Source organism: Nonomuraea sp. C10 (genome assembly GCF_008017515.1).
Lineage (GTDB): Bacteria > Actinomycetota > Actinomycetes > Streptosporangiales > Streptosporangiaceae > Nonomuraea > Nonomuraea ferruginea.
The window spans coordinates 305,633-330,566 of sequence record NZ_VPFF01000001.1; the positions used below are offsets into that span (position 1 = coordinate 305,633).

Genomic DNA, 24,934 nt, shown 5'->3' on the forward strand with positions numbered 1-24,934 from the left:
CTCGGCCTCGGCGGAGGCCGGATGGGGTGGGTTAGGACGAAGGCCGGGCCGGGAGTCTGAGGGATCGGGTGGAAAGGCCGGCCGGGGAGTCTAAGGGATCAGGTCGAGGGGCCGGCAGGGAGTCTGAGGGATCGGGTGGGGGCCGGCAGGGAGTGGGACGAGAAGTGGATGTCGAGCTGAGAGGGGAGGGGTGACGGGGATGGCCCGCGAGATTCTTCCGGTCGCCGATCGGAAGCAGGTGCGCGCCTACGCGCGGCGGTTGACGTTGAAGTATCCGCGGCGGCTCGCCACCGCCCTCGCCCTGCACGCGCTCGCCGCCGTCGCCGGGCTGGTGGTGCCGTGGCAGCTCGGCATGCTGGTCGAGGACGTCGAACGAGGCGTCGCGGTGAACGTGGTGCTGTTCGCGGCCGGGGTCGCGGGGTTCCTGCTGCTGCAGGGCGTGCTGGTCAGGTATGCGGTGCTGGCCTCGGCCCGGCTGGGCGAGAAGGTGCTGGCGGAGCTGCGCGAGGAGTTCGTCGAAAGGGTGCTGGCCCTGCCGCTGTCGACGGTGGAACGGGCCGGCTCCGGCGACCTGCTCACCCGTACGTCGCGCGACGTCGACTCGCTGTCGAGGACGGTGCGGCACGCGGTGCCGGAAACCCTGATCGCGGTCGTCACGTTCGTCATCACCATGGGCGCGATCGTTCTGGTCAGCCCGCTGCTCATGCTGCCGATGCTGCTGGCCGCACCGCTGCTGTTCTTCTCCACCCGCTGGTATCTCCGGCGGGCCAGGGACGGCTATCTTCGCGAGAACGCCGCGTACGCGGAGATGACCGAAGGGCTGGCCGAGACCGTCGAGGGCGCCAGGGCCGTGGAGGCGCTCGGCCTGGAGCGGCGGCGGCGCGAGCGGGCCGACCGCGACATCGCCGGTTCGTTCGCCGCCGAACGCTACACGCTCGGGCTGCGCACCGTCTGGTTTCCGTCGGTGGAGCTGGGCTATGTGGTGCCGCTCGTGGCGACGCTGCTCGTCGGCGGCTTCCTCTATAGCGCCGAGTGGGTGACGCTGGCGCAGGTCACCTCCGCCGCGCTCTACGCGCAGCAGCTCGTCGACCCGCTCGACCGGTTTCTCATGTGGATCGACGAACTCCAGGTGGGCGGGGCTGCCATGGCGCGACTGCTCGGGGTCGCGAACGTGCCCGACGACCGCGAGCCCTCCGGCGTCCGGCCCGCCGGTGAGCTGCTGAGCGCCGACCAGGTGCGCTACGCCTACCGGGAAGGGCGGGACGTGCTGCACGACGTGTCGCTGACCGTGCGGCCCGGCGAGCGGCTGGCCATGGTGGGGCCGTCGGGCGCGGGGAAGTCGACGCTCGGCAGACTGCTCGCCGGCATCCACGGCCCCGGCGCCGGGACCGTCTCGGTCGGCGGCGTGCCGCTGGTGGACCTGCCGCTGGACGAGCTGCGCGGGCACGTCGCCTTGGTCACCCAGGAGCACCACGTGTTCAAGGGCACCCTGCGGGACAACCTCGTGATCGCCAGGCCCGGCGCCGACGAGGAGGCGGTGCGTGAGGCGCTCGCGGCCGTGGACGCCCTGGACTGGGTGCTCGGCCTGCCGGACGGGCTGGACACGGAGGTCGGCTCCGGCGGACTGGCGATCTCGCCCGCGCACTCGCAGCAGCTCGCGCTGGCCAGGCTCGTGCTCGCCGACCCGCACACGCTGGTGCTGGACGAGGCCACGTCGCTGATCGACCCGCGGGCCGCCAGGAACCTGGAGCGCTCGCTGGCGGCGGTGCTGGACGGGCGCACGGTCATCGCCATCGCCCACCGGCTCTACACGGCTCATGACGCGGACCGGGTGGCGGTGGTGGAGGACGGACGGATCATCGAACTGGGCTCCCATGACGAGCTGGTGGCGGAAGGCGGCTCCTACGCCGCTCTCTGGCAAAGCTGGCACGGCACCTCGGACCGCGCTCCGGTCTGAGCCGGTGCTGAGGTCCGAGGTGGTGCTTCGGTCGAGGGCGTTCAGTTCATCTCGTTTTGTCCGGCATGAACGAAGAACCCTTCGGAGAACCCCCTCGGACTGAGCGTGCCTGACGGTCCGCTCAGCCCGCCTTAGCCATGAACTGCTGTTGACCGCCGGAAGGTCAGCCGAGCAGGCCGGGATACTGGGCCAGCCGTCCCTGTATCTGCGTCAGCACGTCCTCGTCCAGAGTGCCGGTCCGATCTTCCAGCACGGACTTCATGAGAGGCTGCACCGCGGGAACCCGGATCCAGCACTTCTTGATCACGCCGCCCTGGCCCCTGGCAAGCTGCACGTCGAATCGGGTCCGCCGCGAAGTCGAGCTCGAAACAGGACAGACGAGGACGAACGGCCAGTCGGGGTCGCCGTTGGACTGCCCGCCGGTGACCACGACCACGGGGCGGCGTTCGTCGTGCACAACCCGCTCTTCCTCAGGGATGAGACGGAGAGTCTTATCGCTGACGAGGTAGACGCCTCCGGCCACGTAGGGAGCCGGCACTATTCCTCCAGTAGGTGCCGGGTCGCCTCTGCGCGGGGTTCGGCGAGGTCCTGGCTCTCTTCGAGGAGGTCCTCGACGCCGCCGGGTTCGTCGCCGGGTAGGGGATGGTCCTTGGCCCACTGGCGTAGGCGAGCCAGGCCCGATCCCAGATCGGGTAGTGGCGGTCCGCCGGCCAGATCGAGGCGCGCTTCCCGTCTGTGCTGCTTGACGGCCTCCTGCATGGGAGGCGTCTGGTAGGTGAGGTCGCGGAGTTGACCTGCGGACCATCGCCCGTAGTCGGACAGCACGCCGTCGACGATCCGGGCGAACTCCGCGTCGATGGCCAGCTGCGGTGCGTCCACCAGGTGAACGACGCTCTCACGGTTGCCGCCGAACGGGTCGGCGCTCTCTTCCACCAGGATGACGCCCGCCTCGCGCAGATCGCGCTCCACTTCGCCGAGACGAAGACTGTGGGGGCCGTAGTGACGCCAGCGCCACTCCGCACCAGAGCCCGGAGGGAGGCCACGCTCGACGGCACGGAGGTCGGCCAGGTAGAGAAGCTTGGCCAGCTTGGTGCGGTTGACGCGCATGCCGTTGGTCCGTGCGGCCGCCAGGAGATAGGCGATGGCCGCCGCGGGGCCGCGGAGAGGCGAAGGAACCGACACGATTCCCAGTGTAGGCACTGGCCACGTCACAGTCCGTGCCTCCTCGTTCGGCCTGCTATTGAAACTTGTTCGATTATGAGCATGCCGGATCCTGTGGATAGAAGTCGTCCGTTGGTCAGAGTCAAGGCCCCAGGTCTCGATCCGCCGTCTGGCGGTGAGCCGCGGTTGACGGCTGCGCCCATGGGCCCGCCGTCAGCACTTCGCCGGGGTCGGGGGCAGGGTCTTGTCGGTGAGGTAGCGGTCGATGTGGGTGCGGGCGCAGGGGTTGGAGGTGTAGAGGGTGTGGCCGGGGCCGTCGTGGGTGATGGTGACGCTGCCCGGGACCGTGCTCATGGCTCGGGTGACCGCGTCGGACTCGCCCCAGGCGCCGGCGCCCAGGAGGGGCGGGAGGGTCTTGGGCAGTGGGGCGGGCGGGTTGGTGACGGGGACGGGCCAGCCGACGCAGGCCAGGCCCGCGGTGGCCATGGTGTTGGCGGCGCCCGCGTTGGGGGCGGCCTTGCGCAGGCGGGCGGTCATGGCGTCGAGGGCGGACCGGCTCGTGGGGCGCGGCCAGTCGGTGCACTCTGTGACCCCGGTGGCCTGGTCGGGGTAGCGGGCGCCGCGGGTGGGGAGGAAGGCCGAGGCGTCGCCGCCGTGGGCCCTGCGGATCGCCTCGGCCAGGCCCGGCCAGGCGGCGCGGCCCTGGCGAGCCGAGGAGACGGCGAACGAGCGCAGGTCGCGGCCCGTGTAGGCGACGCCGTCGGCGGCGCGGACCGGCTCGCGGTCGGCCCCGGCGACCAATGAGCGCCACTTGCGGGGGACGTCGCGGCAGCCGCCGGTGGCGCACCAGTCGAAGAAGCGGGTCAGCGACCGCTCGTTGCTCCTGGCCATCGCCTCCACCTCCTTGCCCCAGTCGGCCGGGCTGTGGTTCCACGTGCCGTCGAGGACCATGGTGCGGACCTGGCCGGGGAAGAGGCGGGCGTAGGCCTGGCCGTAGAAGCCGGCGTAGGAGGCGCCGTAGTAGTTGAGCCCGCCGTCGCCGAGCGCCTTCCTGATCGCCTCCATGTCACGGGCGTGGTCGGCGGAGCTCATGTTGGCGAACAGCTCGGGGTCCTTGTGGCGGCACGCCTCGGCGAGACCGCGGTTGGTGTCGGACAGGCGCCCCCACTCGGCGTCGTCGCGCGGCGCGGCAGGGATGGGGACGCGGGTCCAGACGCACGGCAGGCCCGTGCTCCGGCCGCGGAACTGCTCGCCGTAGCCGCGGGTGTCCCACACCACGACGTGCATCCGCTTGCGCAGCCCGGCCCAGGTGTCGACGATCGGCTCGGTGTAGGCGATGCCGGGGGCGCCGGGGCCGCCGTAGGCGACGAGCGCGGAGCCCTCGGCCCGGCCGGTGGCCTTGAGCCGGCCGAGCTTGAGCGTGATTTGCCGCCCATCGGGCGTGGACCAGTCGACCGGCACCCGCAGGTCGGCGCACTCCATGCCGATCTTGTCATCGGGGCACGGGGCCCAGTCGAGTGGGGCCGTCTCCTGTGCGGGCGCGCCGCCCGAGAAAACCAGCGTCAGGGCCATCGCGATTGACTTCAGCATGCCGATCACGATGGCCGAACGCCCCGCCCTGCCACATCGGACCACGGTCTGGTTTCAGGAGGGCCGAATCAGACCGTGGTCTGTCATCCCGCTACAGGTGCAGCGACTTCTTCAGGAAGTCGACCTGGAGCAGCAGCAGGTTCTCCGCCACGATCTCCTGCGGCGTCATGTGGGTGACGCCGGACAACGGCAGCACGGTGTGCGGCCGGCCCGCCGCCAGCAGCGCCGACGACAGGCGCAGCGTGTGGGCCGCCACCACGTTGTCGTCGGCCAGCCCGTGGATGAGCAGCAGCGGCCGCTCCAGCTTGGCCGCGTCGCCGAACAGCGACGACGTGTCGTACACCTCAGGCTGCTCGTCGGGATGCCCGAGGTAGCGCTCGGTGTAGCAGGTGTCGTACAGCCGCCAGTCGGTCACCGGCGCCCCCGCCACCGCCGCGTGGAACACGTCGGGCCTGCGCAGCACCGCGAGCGCCGCCAGGAAGCCGCCGAACGACCATCCGCGGATCGCCACCTTCTCCAGGTCGAGGTCGTCGGGGTACTGCTCGGCGACCCCATGAAGAGCGTCGACCTGGTCCTCCAGCGCGGGCGTGGCCAGGTCGCCGAGCACCTCCCGCTCGAACGCGGGCCCGCGCCCCGGGGTGCCCCGCCCGTCGGCCACGACCACGGCGAACCCCTGCTCGGCGAACCACTGGCTCTCCAGGTAGCCGCCGCGCCTGTTGAGCACCCGCTGGGCGTGCGGGCCCCCGTACGGATCCATGAGGACCGGCAGCCGCCGCGAGCCCGGCTCGTGCCAGGAGGGCAGCACCACGGCGGTCGCCAGCTCGCGACGGCCGGAACGGCCGAGTGAGACGCGCAGGTCGAGGCCGGGACGCTCGGCGTAGGAGGGGATCGGGACGGCCACGCCGTCGCGGCGCACGACGGTGGTGGAGACGCCCTCGGTGTCGAGGTTCTGCTCGGTGAGCACGCCGACGCCGCCCGCCATCCGGCCGGTGAACACGCCCGACCGGGTGGAGACCGGCAGCAGCGAGTGGCCGTCCCAGGTCCACAGCTGGATCTCGGTCGGGTCGCCGCTGGCGCTGAACAGCACGCTGTCGTGGTCGACGTCGAGCACCGCGCGCACCTGCAGGGTGGGCGGGGTGACGGGGCGGTCGCCGACGAACAGCCGGTGGCCCCCGTCGGCGGCTGCCACCCAGACCAGCGAGCCGTCGTCGAGGTGGGCGGGCACGCCGGAGACGACGTCGACCCAGGCCGGGTCGGTGTCCTCGCGCACAAGGGTGGACTTCCCGGTCTCCGGGTCGACCGAGAGCAGGCGCATCGTCTTCTGGTCACGGGAGAGCGTCACGATCGACAGCGCGTGGGAGTCCCACGCCGCCGTCGCGAGGTATTCGTGCTCGTACGGGACCGCGACCCTGGACCCGTCGAGCCCCAGCACGAACAGCTCGGTCACGGCGTTGGGCGTGCCGGCGGCGGGATAGCGCTGGACGGCCGGGGGCCGGCCGGGGTTGGCCGGGTCGGCGATGTGCCAGGTGTGGACCGGCGCCTCGTCGGCCCGCTCCACCAGGAGGGCGTCGCCGGAAGGCGACCACCAGTGGCCGCGCATGCGGCTCATCTCCTCGGCGGCGATGAACTCCGCCAGACCGTACGTGACGGTCTCCGACTCGGGGGTGGCGAGCACGCGATCGTCGCCGGTGGACAGGTCGTGGACGTGCAGGGCGCCGCCGGTGACGTAGGCGACCCGGCGGCCGTCGGGGGAGAGCCGGGGGTCGATGACCGCGCCCGCCGTCTCCAGCCGCCGGGTGCGCGCGGCGGCCAGGTCGGTCACGTAGAGGCCCCCGGACAGCGCGAACGCCGCCGTGGTGGCCTCCGCGTCGGTCGAGTAGGACACCACGCCGCCGGCCTGCTCGCGGCTGCGCTCGCGCCGGGCGCGCTCCTCCGGCGGCAGGTCCTCGTCGCCGGAGTCGAGCGAGCGCGGATCGACGACCAGCCGCTCCACGTGGGTCTCGGTGTCGAGCTCCCACAGACACGTCACAGGGTCGGTGCCCGACTTGGTGCGCAGGAACAGCACCCGCGCGCCGTCAGGGGAGATGGTGAAGCCCCTGGGCACTCCCAGGGTGAAGCGGCGGGTCCTGGCCGACAGGCGCGGGAAGCTCTCACTCATGGGCCCAATCCTGCCAGTTGTTACGCTCGGAGCATGATTGACCGACGGCTGCTGCTCGTGCACGCCCATCCCGACGACGAGTCGATCGGGACCGGCGCCACGATGGCCCGCTACGTCGCCGAGGGCGCCCACGTCACGCTCGTCACCTGCACGCTGGGCGAGGAGGGGGAGATCATCCCCGTGGAGCTCTCGCACCTGGCGTCCGAGGAGGACGACGTGCTCGGCGACCACCGGATCGGTGAGCTGGCCGCCGCCTGCGAGGCGCTCGGCGTCGAGGACCACCGCTTCCTGGGCGGCCCAGGGCGCTGGCGCGACTCCGGGATGATGGGGGTCGCCACCAACGACAGGCCCGACGCGTTCTGGCGGGCCGACCTCGACGAGGCGGCGGGCGAGCTGGTCGCGGTCATCCGCGAGGTGCGGCCCCAGGTGCTCGTCACGTACGACGAGAACGGGCATTACGGTCATCCGGACCACATCCAGGCCCACCGCGTCTCCCGGCGGGCGTTCGAGCTGGCGGCCGACCCGGGATTCGGCGAGGGCGAGCCGTGGCGGATCGCGAAGTTCTACCACACGGCCACGCCGAGGTCGGTGCTGGCGCGGTCCAACGAGGCGCTGCTGGAGGCGGGCGCCCCGTTCACCGTCGCGAGCGTGGACGACATGCCGTTCGGCGATCCCGACGGGGTCGTCACCACGGAGATCGACGCCCGGCCCTGGCTCGGCCACAAGGCGGCGGCCATGCGCGCGCACCACACGCAGATCACGGTGTCCGAGCCGTGGTTCGCGCTCTCCAACCACGTCGGTCAGGAGATCCGGGGAGTCGAGCACTTCGTGCTGGCCATCGGGGAGCGCGGGCCCGCCGTGCCCGGTCCTCCGGTCGAGGCAGGAGGGCTCGGCGAGCCGTACCAGCGGGAGAACGATCTGTTCGCCGGCATCCACTAACCTCGACCGACATGGAGCAACGCAGCCAGGTCGAGTCGGCGCTGGGGGGAGCCGCCTACGGCATGCTCTTCGTGCTGGGCGTCGTCATGGGCGTGGTGGGCGGATTCACCCACAGCGCGTGGCCGGGTCTCCCGGTCGTCTCCGCGGTGCTCTGGCTGGTGCTGATCTTCGGTGTCTCCCTGGGGGCGGGCAAGCTGATGGGCGGGCGCGCGGCCGCCGCCGTCACGTCGGCCGGGTGGGTGCTGGTGTCGTCGGCGTTCTCGCTGAGGCTGGGCGCGGGGGATCTGGTGATCGCCGGGGACGCGTCCGGGCACGTGTACCTCTACGGCGGGATGGTGGCCGCGGTCGCGGCATTTCTGATGTTGCCCTCGTCGGGGGGATCGTGGCTGTTGCGCGGATATCCGGAAGAGGGCTCGGCTCCGCCGGGTAAAGTGCAGCAGGGCCGATGAAAGCGCTGCTTAATAGCGCGACAGGCATGTGAATGATCTGTCGCCGCGCGCTATATGAAATTCACTGGATTTAGCAATATGTTTCTCCCGGCCCGGCGGCTGAAGGGAGGCCGCCGGGCCGGGGAAACGTGATCACTGCGCCGGTGGCGTCACGGTCTCCGTCGGGGGCGGGGTGTCCGTGGGCACATCGGTCGGGGTGTCGGTCGGGGTGTCAGTCGGCAGGTCGGTGGGAACCTCCGTCGGGATCTCGGTCGGCTCCGGACATGTCGGGATCTCGGTCGGGCTGATAGTCGGATCCACCGTCGGGTCGACGGTCGGGGAGATGGTGGGATCCAGGGTCGGGTCAACCGTCGGGTCGACGGTGGGATCGACGGTCGGGTCCACTGTCGGGTCGACGGTCGGGTCGACGGTCGGGTCGACGGTGGGATCGACCGTCGGGTCCACTGTCGGATCGACGGTGGGATCGACCGTCGCTGTAGGCGTCAACGTGGGCGTTTCCGTCGGAGGCGCGGGCTGACAGGTGAACGTGACCGTCGCCGTGGCCGTCTCGGTGACCGTTTCCGTGACCGTCACCGGGGGTTCCGTGACCGTGACCGTGGGGCCGGGGAGCGGCCACATCCTGATCCTCGGCTTGCCGCGCAGCCAGTAGTCGCCGCGGCCGAGCCGCTTGGCGGCCTCGCCCGTGCCCGAGGCCACCGTGAGCCCGACACGCACCGTACGGCAGGACTTGCGCTTGCAGACCCGCTGCCTGACGCTGAACTTGGCCGCGGTCTCGTACGTGACGGCGACGTCCAGATAGGTCACGCCGTCTCTCTCGACGATCTCGGTCTTCGCCACGTACGCCCCCGGGGCGGTGGTGGCGGGTAACGCCGCCGCGGCGGCGGCTGGGGAGTCGGCGACGCGTAAGGGGACGGTGGCTGATGTCTGGGTGATCGCGATTCCGCCGGCTCCGGCCAGTGCCGCGGAAGCCAGCAGCGCGCCCAGGATGGTGAATCTCATAAATCCTGCTCTTCTGGGAGATTTCAGGACTCAGATCATTATTCCGATTTGTCAAGATTGGTCAAGACTGAGACGCATGGACAGGCGATATCGGTTCCGCCGAGTCATCAATTTTCTTAATCTCACCACTCCACTCGGCCTGCTCATCGCCGCGATCGGCGGCGCGACCAGGCGATCCGGCCCGGACGGGCTCGTGCTCGCCTGCGGCTACCGCTTCCGCTTCCCCATCGCCGGGGCGTTCACGGTAGGAAACGTCGTGATCACCAGACGTGACGGACTCGACGAGACCCTGATCGGTCACGAGAGCAGGCACGCCACCCAGTGGGCCTGGTGCGCCGGTCTGCCCATGCTCCCGCTGTACCTCCTGGCGATGCTGGTCTCGGTGATCGTCTGCGGCGACCAGGCGTCGTACAACCCCTTCGAACGGCTCGCCGGTCTGGACGAGGGCGGCTACCGGCGGGCGCAGCCCCGCTGGCGCGGACGCGCAGGTGAGCCTCCACGCGCGTGACTGATCCATTACGCGGGGCAGGGGATCTCCATGACGCAGATCATCCGTGCTCCGAAGAGACCCGAGAGCTATCGTGACCGCCTCACCGACACCCCGTCGGGGCTGCGGGAGGTGCTCAGCATCGCCTGGCACACCGCCTTCCCCCCTGACTTGAGCGAGGCCGCCCGCATCCCCGTGGCGGGCGGCGAGCTGCCTCCGGTCGCGCGGGGGGAGACGTCCGTGACGTGGGTCGGGCACGCGACCTACCTGCTCCGGACGGGCGGACTGTCGATCCTCACCGACCCGGTGTGGTCGCGGCGCATCCCCGGGGTGCGGGCCCGCGTGAGCATGCCCGGCCTGGACTGGGAGGACCTGCCGCCGATCGACGCCGTGGTCATCAGCCACGACCACTACGACCACCTGGACTGGCCCACCGTGCGCCGGTTGCCCAGGACGACGCCGATGCTCGTGCCTGCCGGGCTCGCCAAGTGGTTCACCGATCGCGGCTTCACCGAGGTGATCGAGCTGGACTGGTGGGAGTCGGCCACCGTCGGCGGCGTGAGCTTCGAGTTCGTGCCCGCCCACCACTGGAGCAGGCGCACGCTCTTCGACTTCTGCAAGACGCTGTGGGGCGGGTGGGTGATCGGCGGGTCGGTGTACTTCGCCGGCGACACCGGTTACGGCGAGCGGCTCGCCCAGATCGGCGCCCGCCACCCCGGCCTGGACCTGGCGCTGATGCCGGTCGGCGCCTACCAGCCGCCGTGGGCGATGGAGCCCGCCCACGTCAACCCGCCGCAGGCCGTGCGGGCCTTCCTGGACGTGGGCGCGCACCGGATGGCCACCATGCACTGGGGCACGTTCGTGCTGTCCGGTGAGCCGCTGCTGCGGCCCCTGGAGTGGATCCGCGAGGAGTGGGCCGCCCACGGCCTGGCCCGCGAGTGCCTGTGGGACCTGGCCGTGGGCGAGTCGCGCGCCTTCGCCACCTGAACGGTCAGGGGCGGAGCCGGAGCGTGTGCACGGCGGCCTTGGTCACCGAGCCCGCGTCCGAGCGCATCGGCAGCATCTCGCCCCTGGCCCACAGCTCCGCCTGGTCCCAGTAGTTCTCGTGGAAGGCGTGCCCCGACGCGCCCGTCAGGTTGATCCACCGCGACTCGTCCAGGTCACCCAGGTCCACGACCATGCGCATGGACGGCACCGTCGTGACCGCGTACCCCTCCAGCACGTTCCAGCCGGTGGCGTTCACCGCGTCCTTGCCGCCCGCCGAGGCCAGCGGCCCCCGGTTGAACAGCGCCTCGATCGGCGCGATCCCCGAGGTGCCGAGCGAGCCGTGGGTGAGCTTCAGCCCGTGCAGGTCGCCCCAGCGCCACGCCTTCACGTCGTCGCCGAGCAGGTCCGACAGCTCCTGGAAGGCCGAGGCCATGGCCTGGCGCAGGATGTCGTCGCGCCGCTCGGTGATCCCCTCGGTGCGGGTGTCGTCCCAGTACGGGTCGCCGGGGTCGCGCAGGAGCCCGGCGACGACCTCGTACCAGCGGTCGCCCCCGTTCGGCCTGGCGCCCTCCGGCAGTTCGTCGTGGAAGGTCAGCTCCAGCAGGTGCCGCCAGACCGCGTTGAAGTACGCCGCGGCGGCCGATCCCGCGTCCTGGGCGCCGTCCCAGCCGTCGAGCAGCCCGCGGGCCTCCTTGGCGGGCCCGGCCAGGTCCACGGCCATCAGCGAGGGCACCAGGGTCCCGGCGAACAGGTTGCGGTCGTCCCGCTGGACGCGCGCCATCGTCGCGGCGTCCACCTGGCCCTTGCCGATCTCCTCGCGCAGCAGGTCGAGGATGCGCTGCGAGCGGTATCCGTACGACCAGTCCTCCGTCAGGTGCGGCCGGTAGCGCCGGGGGTCGATGACGGCGTTGTTGGCCGTGACCACGAACCCCTCCGCCGGGTTGCGCACCGATGGGAGCTGGTCGTACGGGATGGGCGCGGTGTTCCAGTCGTACTCGCCGGTCCAGCCGGGCACGGGCACGGTGCCGTCGCCCGACTTGCGCACGGGGATGCGGCCGGGCGCCTGGTAGCCGATGGTGCCCGAGGTGTCGGCGTAGACCAGGTTCTGCGCGGGCACCTCGAAGAGCGCGGCCGCCGCCCGGAACTCGTGCCAGTCGCCCGCCTGGTTCAGCTCGAAGATCGCGTCGACGGTGCGGCCGGGCATGAGAGCGGTCCACGACAGGGCCACCGCGTTGGCCTCGCCGCTCGGTTCCACCGCGCCCATGACCTCGTTGACCAGCGGCCCGTGCAGGGTGCTGCGCACGGTGATGGTGACCGGGGCGCCGCCCGCCACCTCGATCCGCTCCTGACGGGTCTCCAGCGGGACCTGCTCGCCCTGGTAGAGGTACGTGTCGCCGTCGACCTTCTCCAGGAACAGGTCGGCCACGTCGGGACCCAGGTTGGTGAACCCCCAGGCGATCTTGTCGGTGTGCCCGATGATCACGCCGGGGACGCCCGAGAACGAGAACCCGGTCACGTCGTACGGGCACGCCTCGCTCGGCACGCGGCAGTGCAGGCCCACCTGGTACCAGACCGAGGGCAGCTGCGCCGACAGGTGCGGGTCGTTGGCCAGAAGCGGCTTGCCGCTCTTCGTGTGCTCGCCGGAGACCACCCACGAGTTGGAGCCGATGCCCTCCCGGTCCGTCGCGCCGATCGTGCTGGGCACCGCGTCGAGCGCCCGCGCCGCCTGGGCGAGGGCCCGCGCGCCGGTCCGCGTGTCCTGCCGGGTGCGCGGCTCGGCGGTCTGGTCGAAGCGCTCCCGGTCGATCGTGCCCCGGGTGACGATCGGCTCGTGCTCGTCGTACGGATAGCCGGGGTAGAGCTGGGCCACCCGCTCCGGCGGCAGCGCGGTGAGCGCCAGGGCGCGGTCGATCTCGTCCTCGAGGTTGGAGCGGAGGTCCCAGGCCATGGCCTTGAGCCAGGCGACGGAGTCGAGCGGGGTCCACGGCTCAGGGTCGTAGGCGCCGTTCTGCGCCTTGAGAATCGAGTATTCGAGACTGCGGTCGGAGGCGTTGGGGTTGGCGGCGGTCCAGGAGTTCACGCCCTTGGCGTAGGAGTCGAGGAAGCGCCTGGTGCGCTCGGTCAGCTCGGGCAGCTCCTGCTCGGCCACCTTGCGCCAGCCCATGGTCCTGATGGCCTTGTCGCTGTCGAGGGTCGTCGCGCCGAACAACTCGGAGAGCCTGCCGGCGGTCACGTGGCGGCGGAAGTCCATCTCCCAGAAGCGGTCCTGGGCGTGCACGAAGCCCTGGGCCATGAAGAGGTCTTCGGCGGTGTCGGCGTAGAGGTGCGGGATTCCGTATTTATCACGATAAATCTCCACATTCCCGGTTAAGCCGGGGAGCCGGACCGTACCCTCCACCTGCGGGAACGACTGCCGCACCGTGATCACGAGCACCGCCGCGAGCACCAGCGCGATCGCCAGGAGAACGGTAACCACCCGCGCGAACCACCGCAGCGGCCCCGGCATCCACGCGTACGGCCTCAACCTCACGAAAACCTCCATACTCCCCGGGCTGGCACCCAGTTTGGCAGCCCCCGCCGACTCCTCTCGCCGCCGTCACACCGCGTTTTCCTCCACGCACCGGGAGGTACCTCGCAACCCAGATGCAACCCGAGATCTGCCTATCGTTTCGCTTGGCGCGCTACCGTCCACACCCCCGCACCAGGACGGCGCCATCCCGGGCGGACGGCTCCTGCCATGCCGTCCGCCCGACCTCACACCGCGACGGGCCGCCCGCTCAGGGCCGGGGCTTGCCGATGTCGGCGGGCAGGTCGAGAGCCAGGACGTGGTCCAGGTGCAGGAACGACTCGAACTTCGCGCCCGGCGGCACCGCGTCGTCGCGCTCCAGCTCCTCCAGGACACGCAGCGCGGCAGGGGTGTCGAGGTCGTCGTCCAGCGCGGACTCGGCCCGCCGGACGTACGAGGCGGCCATCGGCGCGCTCGGCGACTCCGACCATTCGGCCACCCGGGCGCGCAGGCGTCGCAGGGTGCCGTCGGCGGCGCGCAGGACGTCCCAGGTGAGGTCCAGCGGGCCGCGGTAGTGGTGCCGCAGGAACGCCAGCCGCACCGCCAGCGGGTCGAGCCCGGCCTCCGCCACTTCGGCGAGCTCCCGCGGCCCGTCGCCGGGCGTCACCCCGTCGGGACCGGGCGCACTGCCGCCCGGCGCCAGCCCTGCGCTGTGCGCCCAGCGGCGGACAACCTCGTGCCCGGCCGCCGCGTCCGACTGGGCGCGCATGGCCTCGTGGTGCGGGAAGATCAGCTCGGTGCCGCCGGTCTGGATGTCGACCCGGTCGCCCAGCCGCCGCGACGACATCGCCGAGCACGCGACGTGCGGGCCGGGCACTCCGCGCCCCCACGGCGAGTCCCAGGCCGCCTCGCCGTCCGCGGGCCGCCACAGCACCCAGTCGGCCGGACGCCGCCGCTCCGGCCCGTCGTGGGGGAATCCATCCCCGCCGTCGTGCGGGGACCGCTCCCCGTCGTGGGGGAATGCATCCCCGCCGTCCGGGTCCTTCTCCCCGGACAGCTCGCCGTACGAGGGAGAGCCGGCGGAGTCGAAGAACACCCAGCCGCCGTCGGCCGCGTACGCGTGACCGCGCTCGACCAGCGCGGCGACCAGCTCGACCACCTCGGCGGCATGCTCGGCGGCGCGCGGGGACAGCTCGGGCGAGCGCAGGTTGAGCGCCGCCGCGTCGCGGGCGGACGCCTCCTCGTACGCCCGAGCGCTCTCCGCCGGGCAGCCCACGTCGTCGACGCCCAGGCAGACCACCATGCGCACCCGATGCCGTTCCAGGACCCGGCGGATCAGATCGGACAGCAGCGCCGGGCGCAGGTCGCCGAGGTCCGCCCGGCGGTGGACGGGCGGCGCGCAGGCGTACATCCGCAGCCCCCGGGCGGGCGCGATCTCCTCGACCTGCCCGGTCAGCGTGTCGTAGATCCGCAGCATGCCTCGACCCTAGCCGTCATCTCCCCAGGAAGCCGAGGATGTCGCGGTCACCCCGCTCGCGCAGCCGGGCGAGGACCTCCTCGCGGGTGGCGGTCTCGGGCAGCCCCACCCGCGCGCCGATCAGCCGCAGCCCCTCCAGCTCGGAGTTCACCGGCGCGGTGTAGCCGATGAGGTAGAGGGCCCGGTTGAGCGCGGGCATCCCGGGAGGGGCGGCCGGCAGGTAGCGGGTGAGCAACTCGCCGCCGTCGGAGACGGTGAGGAACACGTGGTCGCCCTCGCTCGCCTTGAAATCGGCGAGTACGTTGCGTATCGAGCCCATCGTCGGCTGGTTGTGCCAGCTGATGACCACGTCGCCGGAGGGCGTCGAGGCGGTGAGCGACCCGCCGGGCGCCATGCCCAGGTGCGCGGCGAACCCGGTCGGCAGCGGCGAGCCGGAGCCGCGCAGGTGCTCGGCGTTCACGTCCACCCGGTGCCACCAGCGCCCGTCGCGGCTGCGGAAGCTGCGCCGGGTCTCCGAGACGTCCTTGCGCGGCTGGTACGCGCCCGCCTCCCCGGAGGGCGAGGTGCCCGCCACCCGGATCCAGCCGCGCTGGCTGCGCTCGAACCCGGGACCGCCCGAGTAGGCGCGCACCGAGCTCTCGCTGACGTCGTAGCGGGAGGTCAGGTTGGCCACGATCGTGCTGACCGGGGCCTCGCCGCCGGCCCGCTCGATCTCCCTGACGATCATCTCCCGGATGCCCAGGTACTGGTCGCCGCCCCAGCGGGTCAGGCCGTACTTGTTCCTGTCGAGCCGCAGGAACCGGTCGTCGGCGGTGAGCTGGTTGCGGATGCCGACGAGGCTGTAGTCCTCGCCGATGCGTTCCTGGATCTCCTCCGGGGACATCGGCTTCCCGGAGACGGCCAGCACCGCCTCCGCCTTGTCGTTGATGCTGCGCGGCCACGGCACCACGTGCCCGTCGAGCACCCGCAGCTGCGGCACGGCGAGTATCCACCGCTCGGCCACGTCCTCGCGGACGCCGAGCTGGGTCACCATGGTCACCGCCTCGGCGAGCGGGTGCGGCCCGTCGGCGAACAGCTGGCGGGTCTTCTCCCGCAGGTCGTCGGCGCCGCCCGCGATCAGCCAGCCGTCGGTCTGCTCGTAGCCCGTCAGCAGCGTGCGCACGAACCGCCAGGCCGGGATGCCCAGCGTGCGCAGCTCGGCGCGGTGCCACGGCACGGCCGCCGTCAGGTCGTCGGCGGGCGCGGCCGAGCCGAGCCGGCCGCGCAGCCAGGTGACGTGCGCGACCAGCGCCGCCGCCTCCGGCCCCGCGAGCCACAGCTCCACGTGGTCGCGCAGGTCGCGCTCGATCTGCCGGATCCGCTCCCTGGTCACCGAGAAGCGCTGGGCCAGCTCGTCCAGGGTGGCCCGGTCGGCCGCGTACAGCCGGTCGCGGGCGATGGCCCGCTGCCGCTCGTCCAGCGCCGCGAACAGGGCGTCGACCAGCTCAGGCAGCGGCTTGTCCTGCTGGACGGGCGCGGCCACCGCGGCCGCGGGTTCGAGCAGCCGGTCGAGCACGCCGCCGAACAGCTTCTGCACCACGTCTTTGCCGAGCGTCTCGGGTGTCCGCTCGGCCTCGGCGGGGTCGGAGAAGCGCAGCAGCGGCAGGATGTCGCCCAGCACCAGATGCCCCCAGAAGGCCACGGCGAGGTCGGCGAGGCGGCCCGCCACGACCTGCGTGCCCACGATGGCGCACGCCCGGTCGAGCGGGATCGCCTGCCACCATGCCTCGGGCAGCTGTGGCTCCTCCGCGATCGGTGCGATCTGGCCAGGTGCGGTCCAGCGCAGTGGTGGCGCGATGTCGCTCAGACTGAGGTTCATTGGGGTCCAACCGGCAACGATAGATATCCGCAGTTCAGACTATGTGATCAGAAGGACAGAAAAGGGCTACCTCTTCCGGAATGCGAAATGTAGAGCATCGTCCGGGCCCGGGTGCACGCCACGAACAGCATGCTCCGTTCCCGTTGCAGCGCGCGGGCCCGGGCGCCCGGATCGTCGGGAGGGCGCTCCGGCACGACCCCCTCGGCCACGCCGATGAGCGCCACCCTGTCGAACTCCAGCCCCTTGAGGTTGGCGAACGTCGACACCCGTACCGGAACGTCCCGCAACACCCGCTTGGCGGCCCGTACCAGCCCCTGGTTGCGCGCCCCGACCGCGATCCGGTCGGCGGGCACGCCCTCGTCGAGCCAGTCGGCGACGGTGCGCTCCAGGCCGGCCAGCTCCGCCTCCTCGCTCTCGTACGCGCGGACCACCGGCCGCGGCCCGAACCGCCCCGACCGGAACCCGTACAGCGCCGACATGCCCTTGACCAGCCCGTCGGCGGGCCCGCCGCCGCGCAGCCGGACCGCGAACGTCAGCAGCTCCTGCGGCAGCCGGTGCGAGACCTTGAGCGTGTACTGGACAGCCGGGATGCCGACGGCGCCGAGCGCGACCCGCGTGTCGGTGACGCGCTGGTGCGGGTCGCCGACGATGAACAGGTCGTCCGCCGCGCGCGGCGCCGCCGCCCGCAGCAGCTGCCACTGCGCCGGGCTGACGTCCTGCGCCTCGTCCACCACGATGTGCCGGTACGGTTTGCGCCCCGGTTCGACGTCGTCGAGCAGATCTCCCGTGGTCCTCGACAGCAGCCGGAGCGCCTCGTCGATCAGCTCGTCCATGGTCCGCGCGCCCGGCCCGACCAGCGCCGGGCGGCGGCCCTCCACCTGGGCCACGATGCGCATCGCCAGCCGCTCCGGGTTGTCCACCTCGATGCGCTTGCGCATCGGCTCGTCCTGGACTAACTGGTCCAGCCGGCCGGTCAGCTCGTCGCAGAGCCCCTGGGAGAACGTCACCAGCAGCACCGGCCCGCTGCCGTGCGCGGCCAGGTGAGCGGCGCGGCGCAGCGCGAGCACCGTCTTGCCGGTCCCGGCCCCGCCCACCACCAGCACCGGATGGTCGTAACGGGCCCTGGACAGCCGGTGCTGCGGCGGATGCGGGAACACGCACCACTCGGGCGCCGTCAGCAGCCGGTCCAGCTCCGTCTTGTCGGCGGCGAACGCGGCCCGGCCAGGGCTGCGCAGCAGCGCCTGGTGGAGGTCCTCGGCGTCGACCGGCTCCTCGGGGTCCTCGTCGAAGGCGCGGCAGCCGTCAAGCTCCCGCCACGCCTCGGCCAGCGTGCCGCCCCTGGCCAGCACCGCCAGCGGAACGTACTGGGTGGGCGGCAGCAGCGGCTCGAGCGCGGCCACGTCCGCCTCGGTGGTGATGAGCCGGACCAGCGGCAGCGCGTGCACGTCGATGCCGAGGGCCAGCAGGTCGCCGTCGCAGATCGGGTCGAACAGCCTCGCGACGCCCGCCGACCGGCGTAACGCGGGCTCGACCCGCTCCAGCGCCTCGGCGTCCCACTCCTCGACCACGCCGAGCACCGGGTTGATCCCGTACCGGTGTCGCGCGGCGTACGACCAGGCCTCGGGGTCGGGCAGCACGGTGCGCAGCCAGTAGACGTCCCGCCGGCGCACCACCACCCCCCGGTGCCCCCCGGCGAGCCGGAGAGTCGCCACCCGGGGGTCCCTGGCGCCCCTGACCGACTCGGGATGCGGGGCGCCCGACACGTTCAGCAGGAACCGCCGCAGCGCGACCACGGCGTCTCGGCGCACCGGCTGTGCCAGTGCGCCGAGTTCCCTGGGAACCTCAGGGCCGATCGCGAGCCGCGGCACCGCATCAGTCCAGGAGTTGGAGAAGGTCGCGGTCCCCGCGCTCGCGGAGCCTGGTGAGCAGGTCCGGCAGCTTCACCGGGCCCGTCATGCCGATCCTCGTCGCGATCACCCGCGCCGCCTGGTCGCGGGTGCCGCCCGGGGCCGTGTAGCCGACCAGGCGGAGCGCCTTGGTGATCTTCTCCGCGCCGGCCGCGGCGACCGGCAGGTGCCGGGCCCGGAGCACGCCCTCGTCCGACAGCGTGAGGAACAGGTGACCGCCCTCCTTCGCGCCGACGTCCGCCAGCAGCCTGTCGATCGACTCCAGCACCGGCCGGCCGTGCCAGGTCATGGTCAGCTCGCCCGCGGCGCTCCTGGCCGCCTTGCTCTCGCCCGGCGAGAGCCCCAGGTACGCGGCGAACCCGGTCGGCAGCGGGCACTCGCCGCCGCTCAGCTGCTCGGCCGTCACGTCCACGCGCAGCCACCACCGGCCGTCGGGCTGGCGGAAGCAGCGCCTGGTCTGCGAGACGTCCTTCAGCGGCTGGTACGGCTTGCCGGCCGCGCCGTTCTCCTCGCTCTGCACCGGCACCGCCGGGGCGAACGCCTGGAACTGCGACGGCACCGGATCGGGCGGCATGAACCCGGGCGGCAACCCTGTCGGGGCCGGCTTCTGGACCGGCTTCGGTACTGGTTTCGGGGCCGGTTTCGGGGCGAAGGCGGGGGGCGGCGGCTCGGGCAGCTTGCCGTACGGCGCGCTGAACGCCGACGGCGACGCCGGCGAGCGCTGCGGCAGCGGCTGGTCAGGCAGCGTGGCGAGCACGAACTGCCAGGCGGGCACCTCCAGAGCCTTGATCTCCTTGCCGTGCCAGTCGGCGGCCTTGATCAGGCGCTCCTTGGGAGCGGACGGGCCGATCTTCTCGCGCAGCTCCTCCAGGTGCGCCCGGTACGGGGCGGCCTCGTCGCTGGCCAGCCACTCGTCGAGCATGGCGCGCAGCCGGTCCTCGGTGGCGGTGATCTCGGCGGGGGCCACGGCGAACAGCTTGGCGAGCTGGTCCACGGCCGACGGCTGGTCGGTGAACACCCGGTTCTGGGCGACCGCCCAGCTCTTGTCGTCAAGATGGGCGAACGCGGCCTCTATGAGCTGCGGCAGATCCGAGTCTTCCTCCGGAGCCCCAGGGGCGGCCTCCACCGGCTCCCCACCGGCCTCCTCCTGCCGCCCGCCCGAGTCCTGCACAGCGAAGAACCCCGGCGCGACGCCCTCCTCAGCCCCATCCTCCCGGCGGCCTTCCGGCGTCTCCGCCCCACCGGAGTCGCCACCTTCCTCGGCAGCCTCGGGCCGCTCGTCGTCGGCGGTGTCACCGTCCTGAAGATCGGCGCCCCCAGGAGCAAGCTCGTGCCCCGCCACACCCTCTTCACCGGCTTCGCGGCCCTCGTCGGAGCCGAGGTCCTCACGAGCCGCCTGCTCCTCGTCGGAGCCGGGCGCTCGGGGCTCCTGGGCGGGGTCGCCCTGGAGGTCCTCTTCGGGGGTTTCCGTCCTGTCGGGGGCGTCGCCGTCTACGGAGGCGAGCTCCTCGTGGGACGTGGGGACCTGTGCCGCCTCGGGATGCTCTTCGTCGGCGGTGTCGCCGTCTACGGAGGCGAGCTCCCTGTGGGACGCGGGGACCTCCGCCTCGGGTCGCTCGTCATCGGCGGTGTCGCCGTCCGTACGGGCCGCGTCGGCGCCGGCTCGGCCCGCGAGGTCGTGCTCTTCGCTGGAGGCGCGGTCCTCGTCGCGGCTGAGGTCCGCGTGAGGCGCTCGGTCGTGCTCGGGGGAGCGGTCCGAGCGAGGCGTCCGGTCCTCGTCAAGGGCGAGGTCCCCGTGAGGCGTTCGGTCCTTCTGCGCGGGGTCGCCCTGGAGGTCGTTTTCGGCCGCGTCGTCGACGGGGGTGAGTTCTCTGGGGGTGGCGCTGTGCGGGAGGGGCGCGGGTCCGTCCACCGGCTGTTCGGCGAGGAGGGACGCGGGTTCCCCGGCGGACTCGCGGACGAGCGGCCGGCCGGCCCCCTCGCCCGGGGCGGCGCCGGACGACGGCGACAGACGCACCAGGGCGGCGGAGAACAGCGCCGTCAGCACCGGCCGGGCCTGGACGAAGGGCTGGTCCCTCAGCTCCCGGCTGGTGAGCGCCAGCAACCCAGGCCACGACCCGGCCCGGTCGAGCGCGATCGCCACGTGCGGCTCGTCGGCCTCGTCCGGGTCGAGCATGTGCAGCGCCGGCAGCACGTCACCCACGGCGGCCGCGGGCCAGTGCTCGATGGCGATCTCGGTGAGCAGCTCACCCAGCGACTCGGGCCCGATGGCCGCGAGCACCCGCGGCATGGGCAGGCTGCGCCACCAGGCGTCCGGCAGCCCCGGCTGCCCGGTGAGCAGCGTGATCGTGGACGTGTCGCTCCACCTCAACGGTGGTACGAGGTCGCTCAGGCAGAAATTCATCCCGTTCCGTTCACCAGCCCCTCACGCCGCCGTGCCGTCGCGGGCCATGCGACGCCGTGTCGCGGTGCCATCATCGCGCCACCCACTGAAGAGACCATAGTCCGGCAAAACAGCCCTACGCATCCTGCACTACGCATCAGCGCCGAACGGCGGCAAACCGTAGGCGCACGTAGTCGGCCATCCAGCCGGACTCCCGGCGCAGCGCGGGCGCCGCGAGCTCGTTCACCCGCCGGAGCAGGGGATCGACGAGGCTGGGGGCCAGCCCGTCGAGCGCCGAGGACGCGAACATCCTCACCCAGTCGGCGGCCCCTCCAGGGCACTCCTCCAGCGGCGTCGGCCGGTCGAAGTACTCCAGCAGCCGCACGACGAAACCCTCGGACTCCAGCCGCCGGGCGTACTCGGCGGGGGAGGGGAAGTACCACGGCAGCTCGGGCTCGCGCAGCCCGTGCTCGCGCCAGGCGGTCAGCATCGCCGTGGTCAGCTCGGCGCAGTTGCCGGCCCCGCCCATCTCGGCGACGAACCGCCCCCCGGGCAGCAGCGCCTCCCGCACGCTGGCGATCACGGCGTCGGGGTCGCGGCTCATCCAGTGCAGCGCGGCGTTGGAGAAGACGGCGTCGTACGGGCGGGCCACGGTGAAGTCGTGCGCGTCGCCGACGATGAAGTTCATGCCCGGATACTGGGCGAGCGCCTTCTCGATCATGGCGGAGGACCCGTCGATCCCCAGCACCTCGGCGCCGCGGAAGGCGATCTGGGCGGTCAGCACGCCGGTGCCGCAGCCGAGGTCAAGGACGCGCTCACCCGGCTGCGGGTCGAGCAGGTCCACCAGCGGCGCGCCCTGGGTGGAGACGTAGCCGAAGCTGCTGTCGTAGGCGCGACTGTTCCACCGCTCCAGGCCCGGTGTGTCATATCGCAAGACGATCAGCTCTCAATCGTGAGACATCGGGCCCCCGTGGCCGTAGTGTCGGTTCACTTTAGAGCCAGTTTGTCGCAGCGACATACCTGATCACACCGGTATCACCCCGTGCTTTTTGCCCACTGTTTCTTCACGTAGGTCTTCCCGGCGTCGGTCTGCGGGATCGTCAGCAGCACGGGCGGCCCGGGAGCCTTCGGCAGCTTGCTCGCCTGCTCGGTGTCGAGCGTGCCGCGCATGAGCATCGCCTCGCCCCGCGCCGGTCGCGTCCACCCCTTCTGGAACAGGTTCTGGCCCTGGTCGGAGAAGAGGAACTCCTGCCACAGCCGGGCGGCGGCGGGGTGCGGCGCGGCCTTGTCGATCGCCTGCACGTGGAAGGCGCCGAGCGGCGCGTCCCTCGGGATCACCACCTTCCAGGCGGCCGAGTCACGGGCCTCGCGGGCGGCGTTGACGTGGTCCCAGGTCACGACGGTGTTGGCGGAGGCCGGACTGGTGAGCTGCCCGGCCTGCTTGAGCCTGGCGAACAGCGCCACCCCCTGCTGCGGCTGCGGCGAGCCGGCCCGCAGGGAGGCGGCCATCACGCCGGAGAACGCCGCCTGGGAGCGCAGCGGGTCGCCGTCGAGCGCCACCTTGTATCCGGGCTTGGCCAGATCGGCGAAGGAGGCGGGTGCGGGCACCGCGCGGGGGTCGTACCCGATGGACATGTAGCCGCCGTAGGCGGCGTACCAGGCGCCGGCCGGATCCTTGACGTGGTCGGGCACGTCGAGCCAGCCCTGCACCTTGTACGGCGCGAACCGCCCGCCGGCGCCCACCGCCTCCTCCAGGGTGAGGTCGAACACGTCGGGCTTGAGCTTGGCGGCGGTGTCGAGCGCCCGGCGGCTGCTGGCCCCCGGTTCGAGCTGCTTGACCTCGATGCCGTACTCCTCGGCGAAGGCGTCGATGATCTCGCCGTAGTTCGCCCAGTCGCGGGGGAGCCCGACGACGGTGAGCGTGCCCTCCTTCTGGGCCGCCTGGACCAGCCGTTCCATGGTGCCGAAGCCCTCTTTGAGGGAGGCGGCATGGACGTTGACGGGAGGCCCGGAGCCGGGCTGCTCAGCGGACGGCGACGCGCCGCATCCGGCGCTGGCGAGGATGGCGGCTACGGCGGCGCAGGTACGTACGGTCACACAATGAATACTTACCGTTACTTCCGTCCAGGTCGAGGAGGCGCGGCCGGAACCACCCTGCCCGCGACCAGCGTCTCCTCCGGGATCTCGACGAGAGTGCCGTCGCGCTTGCGGACGCGCAGCACTCCGCCCTCCCACGATTCGAGCGTGCCGACGGCGTCTCTGAACCCTTCCGGGACCCGCCTGCGCGTGGTGACGCGCGCTCCGACGTCGGATGCTGAGATAGTGATCACGAGGCGAGCGGCCACGAGTTTGCCACCCTCCGTTTCAGTCGCCTGGCAGGCACGGCAATACTAGGGCGTAGCAAACCGCGGTCAGAGTCATGCCATGGTGCGGAGAAGAAGGAGCTCGAGGTGACCTACGTCATCGCGCAGCCTTGCGTGGACGTCCTGGACAAGGCGTGCATCGAGGAGTGCCCCGTCGATTGCATCTACGAGGGCGAGCGCATGCTTTACATCCACCCCGACGAGTGCGTCGACTGCGGAGCGTGCGAGCCTGTGTGCCCGGTCGAGGCGATTTTCTACGAGGACGACCTTCCCGAGCAGTGGAAGGACTTCTACAAGGCCAACGTGGACTTCTTCGAGGACCTCGGATCGCCCGGTGGCGCGTCCAAGGTCGGCAAGATCGAGAAGGACCACCCGGTCGTGGCGGCGCTCCCGCCGCAGAGCGAGTAACCGGAGCGGCCCGCGCGCGGGCCGCTCACACGGCGGGGCGGCAGGCCGTTGCCGCACGCGCCGCGTGCCCGCCGTGCGGGTGCGCGGTCCCAGCCCGTACGTATGAGCCTGGAGAACCGTGAACAAGCTGCCTGACTTTCCCTGGGACCGGCTGGAGCCGTACAAGGAGCGCGCCCGCGCGCACCCCGGCGGCATCGTCGACCTCTCGGTCGGCACTCCCGTGGACCCGGTGCCGGGGCTCGTCCAGGAAGCGCTGTCCCGGGCGGCCGACAGCCCCGGCTACCCCTTCACCCACGGGACCCAGGCGCTGCGGCAGGCGGCGGCGGGCTGGCTGGCGCGCAGGCACGGCGTACGGGTCGACCAGCGCGACGTGCTGCCGGTGATCGGCTCCAAGGAGTTCGTCGCCTGGCTGCCGACCTATCTCGGCGCCAAGCGGGTGGTCTTCCCCGAGCTGGCCTATCCCACCTACGACGTGGGGGCCAGGCTGGCGGGGGCCGCGGGCACGGCCGCCGACGGGCTGCTCGCGCTCGGCCCGCAGCAGGCCGACCTCGTCTGGGTCAACTCGCCGGGCAACCCGACCGGCAAGGTGCTCCCCGTGGAGCACCTCCGCAAGGTGGTGGCCTGGGCGCGCGAGCGCGGCGCGATCGTCGCCTCCGACGAGTGCTACATCGAGCTCGGCTGGGAGGAGCGTCCGGTGTCGATCCTGCACCCGGACGTGTGCGAGGGGTCCCACGAGGGCCTGCTCGCCGTCCACTCGCTGTCGAAGCGGTCCAACATGGCCGGATACCGCACCGGTTTCGTCACCGGCGACCCCGCGCTGATCAAGCGCCTGCTGGAGATCCGCAAGCACGCCGGCATGCTGATGCCCGAGCCGGCGCAGGCGGCGATGACCGCCGCGCTGGGCGACGACCGCCACGCCGACGAGCAGCGCGAGCGCTACGCCGCGCGACGCGCCCTCCTGCGTCCGGTGCTGGAGCGGGCCGGCTGGCGCGTCGACCACTCCGAGGCCGGGCTCTACCTGTGGGCGTCCGACGGCCGGAACTGCTGGGATCAGGTCGGCAAGCTTTCCGAAACCGGCATTCTGGTCGCGCCCGGTGAGTTCTACGGACCGGCAGGTGGGCGGCACATCCGGGTCGCGCTCACGGCCACTGACGAACGCATCGATGCGGCAGTGCGCCGCCTCCAGTAGGATCGCCCCTCAAACGCCCCTCCCGTCGTCGGAAGGGGCGAGCCGGATAAACAGCAACACAAGTAGATACCGGGCGTTCGCCGAGGCGAACCGCGAGTGGAGCGAGCCGTACGATG

General features: G+C 72.0%; 20 protein-coding genes. 7 read left to right on the plus strand and 13 right to left on the minus strand.

What is annotated here, in order from left to right; all coding sequences use genetic code 11:
- Positions 1-199: 199 nt before the first annotated feature.
- Positions 200-1,957, plus strand: a complete 1,758-nt coding sequence (locus FR742_RS01435; protein ID WP_148029226.1) for an ABC transporter ATP-binding protein — start codon at positions 200-202, stop codon at positions 1,955-1,957.
- Positions 1,958-2,120: 163 nt separating this feature from the next.
- Here the strand turns inward: FR742_RS01435 and FR742_RS44235 are convergent, their stop codons facing one another.
- From FR742_RS44235 to FR742_RS01450, 4 genes are all read right to left on the minus strand, one after another.
- Positions 2,121-2,414, minus strand: coding sequence for a type II toxin-antitoxin system PemK/MazF family toxin (locus FR742_RS44235; protein ID WP_187280945.1), 294 nt, complete (start codon positions 2,412-2,414; stop codon positions 2,121-2,123).
- An 80-nt stretch (positions 2,415-2,494) separates the two neighbouring features.
- Positions 2,495-3,139, minus strand: a complete 645-nt coding sequence (locus tag FR742_RS44240; RefSeq protein WP_187280946.1) for a type II toxin-antitoxin system antitoxin SocA domain-containing protein — start codon at positions 3,137-3,139, stop codon at positions 2,495-2,497.
- Between the two features lie 192 nt (positions 3,140-3,331).
- Positions 3,332-4,708, minus strand: coding sequence for an alpha/beta fold hydrolase (locus FR742_RS01445; protein ID WP_148029228.1), 1,377 nt, complete (start codon positions 4,706-4,708; stop codon positions 3,332-3,334).
- Between the two features lie 91 nt (positions 4,709-4,799).
- Positions 4,800-6,866, minus strand: coding sequence for a S9 family peptidase (locus FR742_RS01450; protein ID WP_148029229.1), 2,067 nt, complete (start codon positions 6,864-6,866; stop codon positions 4,800-4,802).
- A gap of 33 nt (positions 6,867-6,899) precedes the next feature.
- On the opposite strand from FR742_RS01450, the gene mshB reads away from it, so the two are divergent.
- Complete coding sequence (mshB, locus tag FR742_RS01455) at positions 6,900-7,805, plus strand: N-acetyl-1-D-myo-inositol-2-amino-2-deoxy-alpha-D-glucopyranoside deacetylase (RefSeq protein WP_148029230.1); 906 nt, start codon at positions 6,900-6,902, stop codon at positions 7,803-7,805.
- An 11-nt stretch (positions 7,806-7,816) separates the two neighbouring features.
- Positions 7,817-8,254, plus strand: a complete 438-nt coding sequence (locus FR742_RS01460; protein ID WP_148029231.1) for a DUF6113 family protein — start codon at positions 7,817-7,819, stop codon at positions 8,252-8,254.
- 132 nt (positions 8,255-8,386) lie between these two features.
- Here the strand turns inward: FR742_RS01460 and FR742_RS01465 are convergent, their stop codons facing one another.
- Entirely contained in the window at positions 8,387-9,253 is an 867-nt protein-coding gene (locus tag FR742_RS01465) for a hypothetical protein (protein WP_148029232.1), read from the minus strand.
- 76 nt (positions 9,254-9,329) lie between these two features.
- On the opposite strand from FR742_RS01465, the gene FR742_RS01470 reads away from it, so the two are divergent.
- On the plus strand, positions 9,330-9,761 hold the full coding sequence (locus FR742_RS01470; protein ID WP_148029233.1) for a hypothetical protein: 432 nt from the start codon (positions 9,330-9,332) through the stop codon (positions 9,759-9,761).
- Positions 9,762-9,791: 30 nt separating this feature from the next.
- Entirely contained in the window at positions 9,792-10,727 is a 936-nt protein-coding gene (locus FR742_RS01475; RefSeq protein ID WP_148029234.1) for an MBL fold metallo-hydrolase, read from the plus strand.
- Between the two features lie 4 nt (positions 10,728-10,731).
- On the opposite strand, the gene FR742_RS01480 is transcribed toward FR742_RS01475, so the two are convergent.
- The 8 genes from FR742_RS01480 to FR742_RS01515 form a co-directional block, all read right to left on the minus strand.
- Positions 10,732-13,233, minus strand: a complete 2,502-nt coding sequence (locus tag FR742_RS01480; RefSeq protein ID WP_148034273.1) for a penicillin acylase family protein — start codon at positions 13,231-13,233, stop codon at positions 10,732-10,734.
- 271 nt (positions 13,234-13,504) lie between these two features.
- Positions 13,505-14,710: a cysteine--tRNA ligase gene (locus FR742_RS01485; protein WP_148029235.1), complete on the minus strand. Its 1,206-nt coding sequence runs from the start codon at positions 14,708-14,710 to the stop codon at positions 13,505-13,507.
- A gap of 16 nt (positions 14,711-14,726) precedes the next feature.
- Positions 14,727-16,568, minus strand: coding sequence for a sigma factor-like helix-turn-helix DNA-binding protein (locus tag FR742_RS01490; protein WP_148029236.1), 1,842 nt, complete (start codon positions 16,566-16,568; stop codon positions 14,727-14,729).
- 47 nt (positions 16,569-16,615) lie between these two features.
- Positions 16,616-18,436 (minus strand): UvrD-helicase domain-containing protein, encoded by a 1,821-nt coding sequence (locus FR742_RS01495; RefSeq protein ID WP_148029237.1) that lies wholly within the window; start codon positions 18,434-18,436, stop codon positions 16,616-16,618.
- Positions 18,437-18,440: 4 nt separating this feature from the next.
- On the minus strand, positions 18,441-20,879 hold the full coding sequence (locus tag FR742_RS01500; protein ID WP_222708812.1) for a hypothetical protein: 2,439 nt from the start codon (positions 20,877-20,879) through the stop codon (positions 18,441-18,443).
- A gap of 136 nt (positions 20,880-21,015) precedes the next feature.
- Positions 21,016-21,792: a methyltransferase domain-containing protein gene (locus FR742_RS01505; protein ID WP_148029239.1), complete on the minus strand. Its 777-nt coding sequence runs from the start codon at positions 21,790-21,792 to the stop codon at positions 21,016-21,018.
- 101 nt (positions 21,793-21,893) lie between these two features.
- Positions 21,894-22,955: an ABC transporter substrate-binding protein gene (locus tag FR742_RS01510; RefSeq protein WP_187280948.1), complete on the minus strand. Its 1,062-nt coding sequence runs from the start codon at positions 22,953-22,955 to the stop codon at positions 21,894-21,896.
- A gap of 17 nt (positions 22,956-22,972) precedes the next feature.
- Entirely contained in the window at positions 22,973-23,203 is a 231-nt protein-coding gene (locus tag FR742_RS01515; protein ID WP_148029240.1) for a hypothetical protein, read from the minus strand.
- 105 nt (positions 23,204-23,308) lie between these two features.
- Between FR742_RS01515 and fdxA the strand changes: the two genes are divergently transcribed.
- Both fdxA and dapC read left to right on the plus strand, forming a co-directional pair.
- On the plus strand, positions 23,309-23,629 hold the full coding sequence (fdxA, locus tag FR742_RS01520) for a ferredoxin (RefSeq protein ID WP_148029241.1): 321 nt from the start codon (positions 23,309-23,311) through the stop codon (positions 23,627-23,629).
- 118 nt (positions 23,630-23,747) lie between these two features.
- The gene (gene dapC / locus FR742_RS01525) at positions 23,748-24,818 is read left to right on the plus strand and encodes a succinyldiaminopimelate transaminase (RefSeq protein WP_148029242.1); all 1,071 of its coding nucleotides are present in this window, start codon (positions 23,748-23,750) and stop codon (positions 24,816-24,818) included.
- Positions 24,819-24,934 lie beyond the last annotated feature (116 nt).

Excerpts from the sequence above, each read along its gene's own strand:
- FR742_RS01435 (WP_148029226.1), top strand. The coding sequence starts at position 200 with ATGGCCCGCGAGATTCTTCCGGTCGCCGATCGGAAGCAGGTGCGCGCC.
- FR742_RS01445 (WP_148029228.1), bottom strand. The coding sequence starts at position 4,708 with ATGCTGAAGTCAATCGCGATGGCCCTGACGCTGGTTTTCTCGGGCGGC.
- FR742_RS01450 (WP_148029229.1), bottom strand. The coding sequence starts at position 6,866 with ATGAGTGAGAGCTTCCCGCGCCTGTCGGCCAGGACCCGCCGCTTCACC.
- mshB (WP_148029230.1), top strand. The coding sequence starts at position 6,900 with ATGATTGACCGACGGCTGCTGCTCGTGCACGCCCATCCCGACGACGAG.
- FR742_RS01460 (WP_148029231.1), top strand. The coding sequence starts at position 7,817 with ATGGAGCAACGCAGCCAGGTCGAGTCGGCGCTGGGGGGAGCCGCCTAC.
- FR742_RS01465 (WP_148029232.1), bottom strand. The coding sequence starts at position 9,253 with ATGAGATTCACCATCCTGGGCGCGCTGCTGGCTTCCGCGGCACTGGCC.
- FR742_RS01470 (WP_148029233.1), top strand. The coding sequence starts at position 9,330 with ATGGACAGGCGATATCGGTTCCGCCGAGTCATCAATTTTCTTAATCTC.
- FR742_RS01475 (WP_148029234.1), top strand. The coding sequence starts at position 9,792 with ATGACGCAGATCATCCGTGCTCCGAAGAGACCCGAGAGCTATCGTGAC.
- FR742_RS01480 (WP_148034273.1), bottom strand. The coding sequence starts at position 13,233 with ATGCCGGGGCCGCTGCGGTGGTTCGCGCGGGTGGTTACCGTTCTCCTG.
- FR742_RS01485 (WP_148029235.1), bottom strand. The coding sequence starts at position 14,710 with ATGCTGCGGATCTACGACACGCTGACCGGGCAGGTCGAGGAGATCGCG.
- FR742_RS01490 (WP_148029236.1), bottom strand. The coding sequence starts at position 16,568 with ATGAACCTCAGTCTGAGCGACATCGCGCCACCACTGCGCTGGACCGCA.
- FR742_RS01500 (WP_222708812.1), bottom strand. The coding sequence starts at position 20,879 with ATGAATTTCTGCCTGAGCGACCTCGTACCACCGTTGAGGTGGAGCGAC.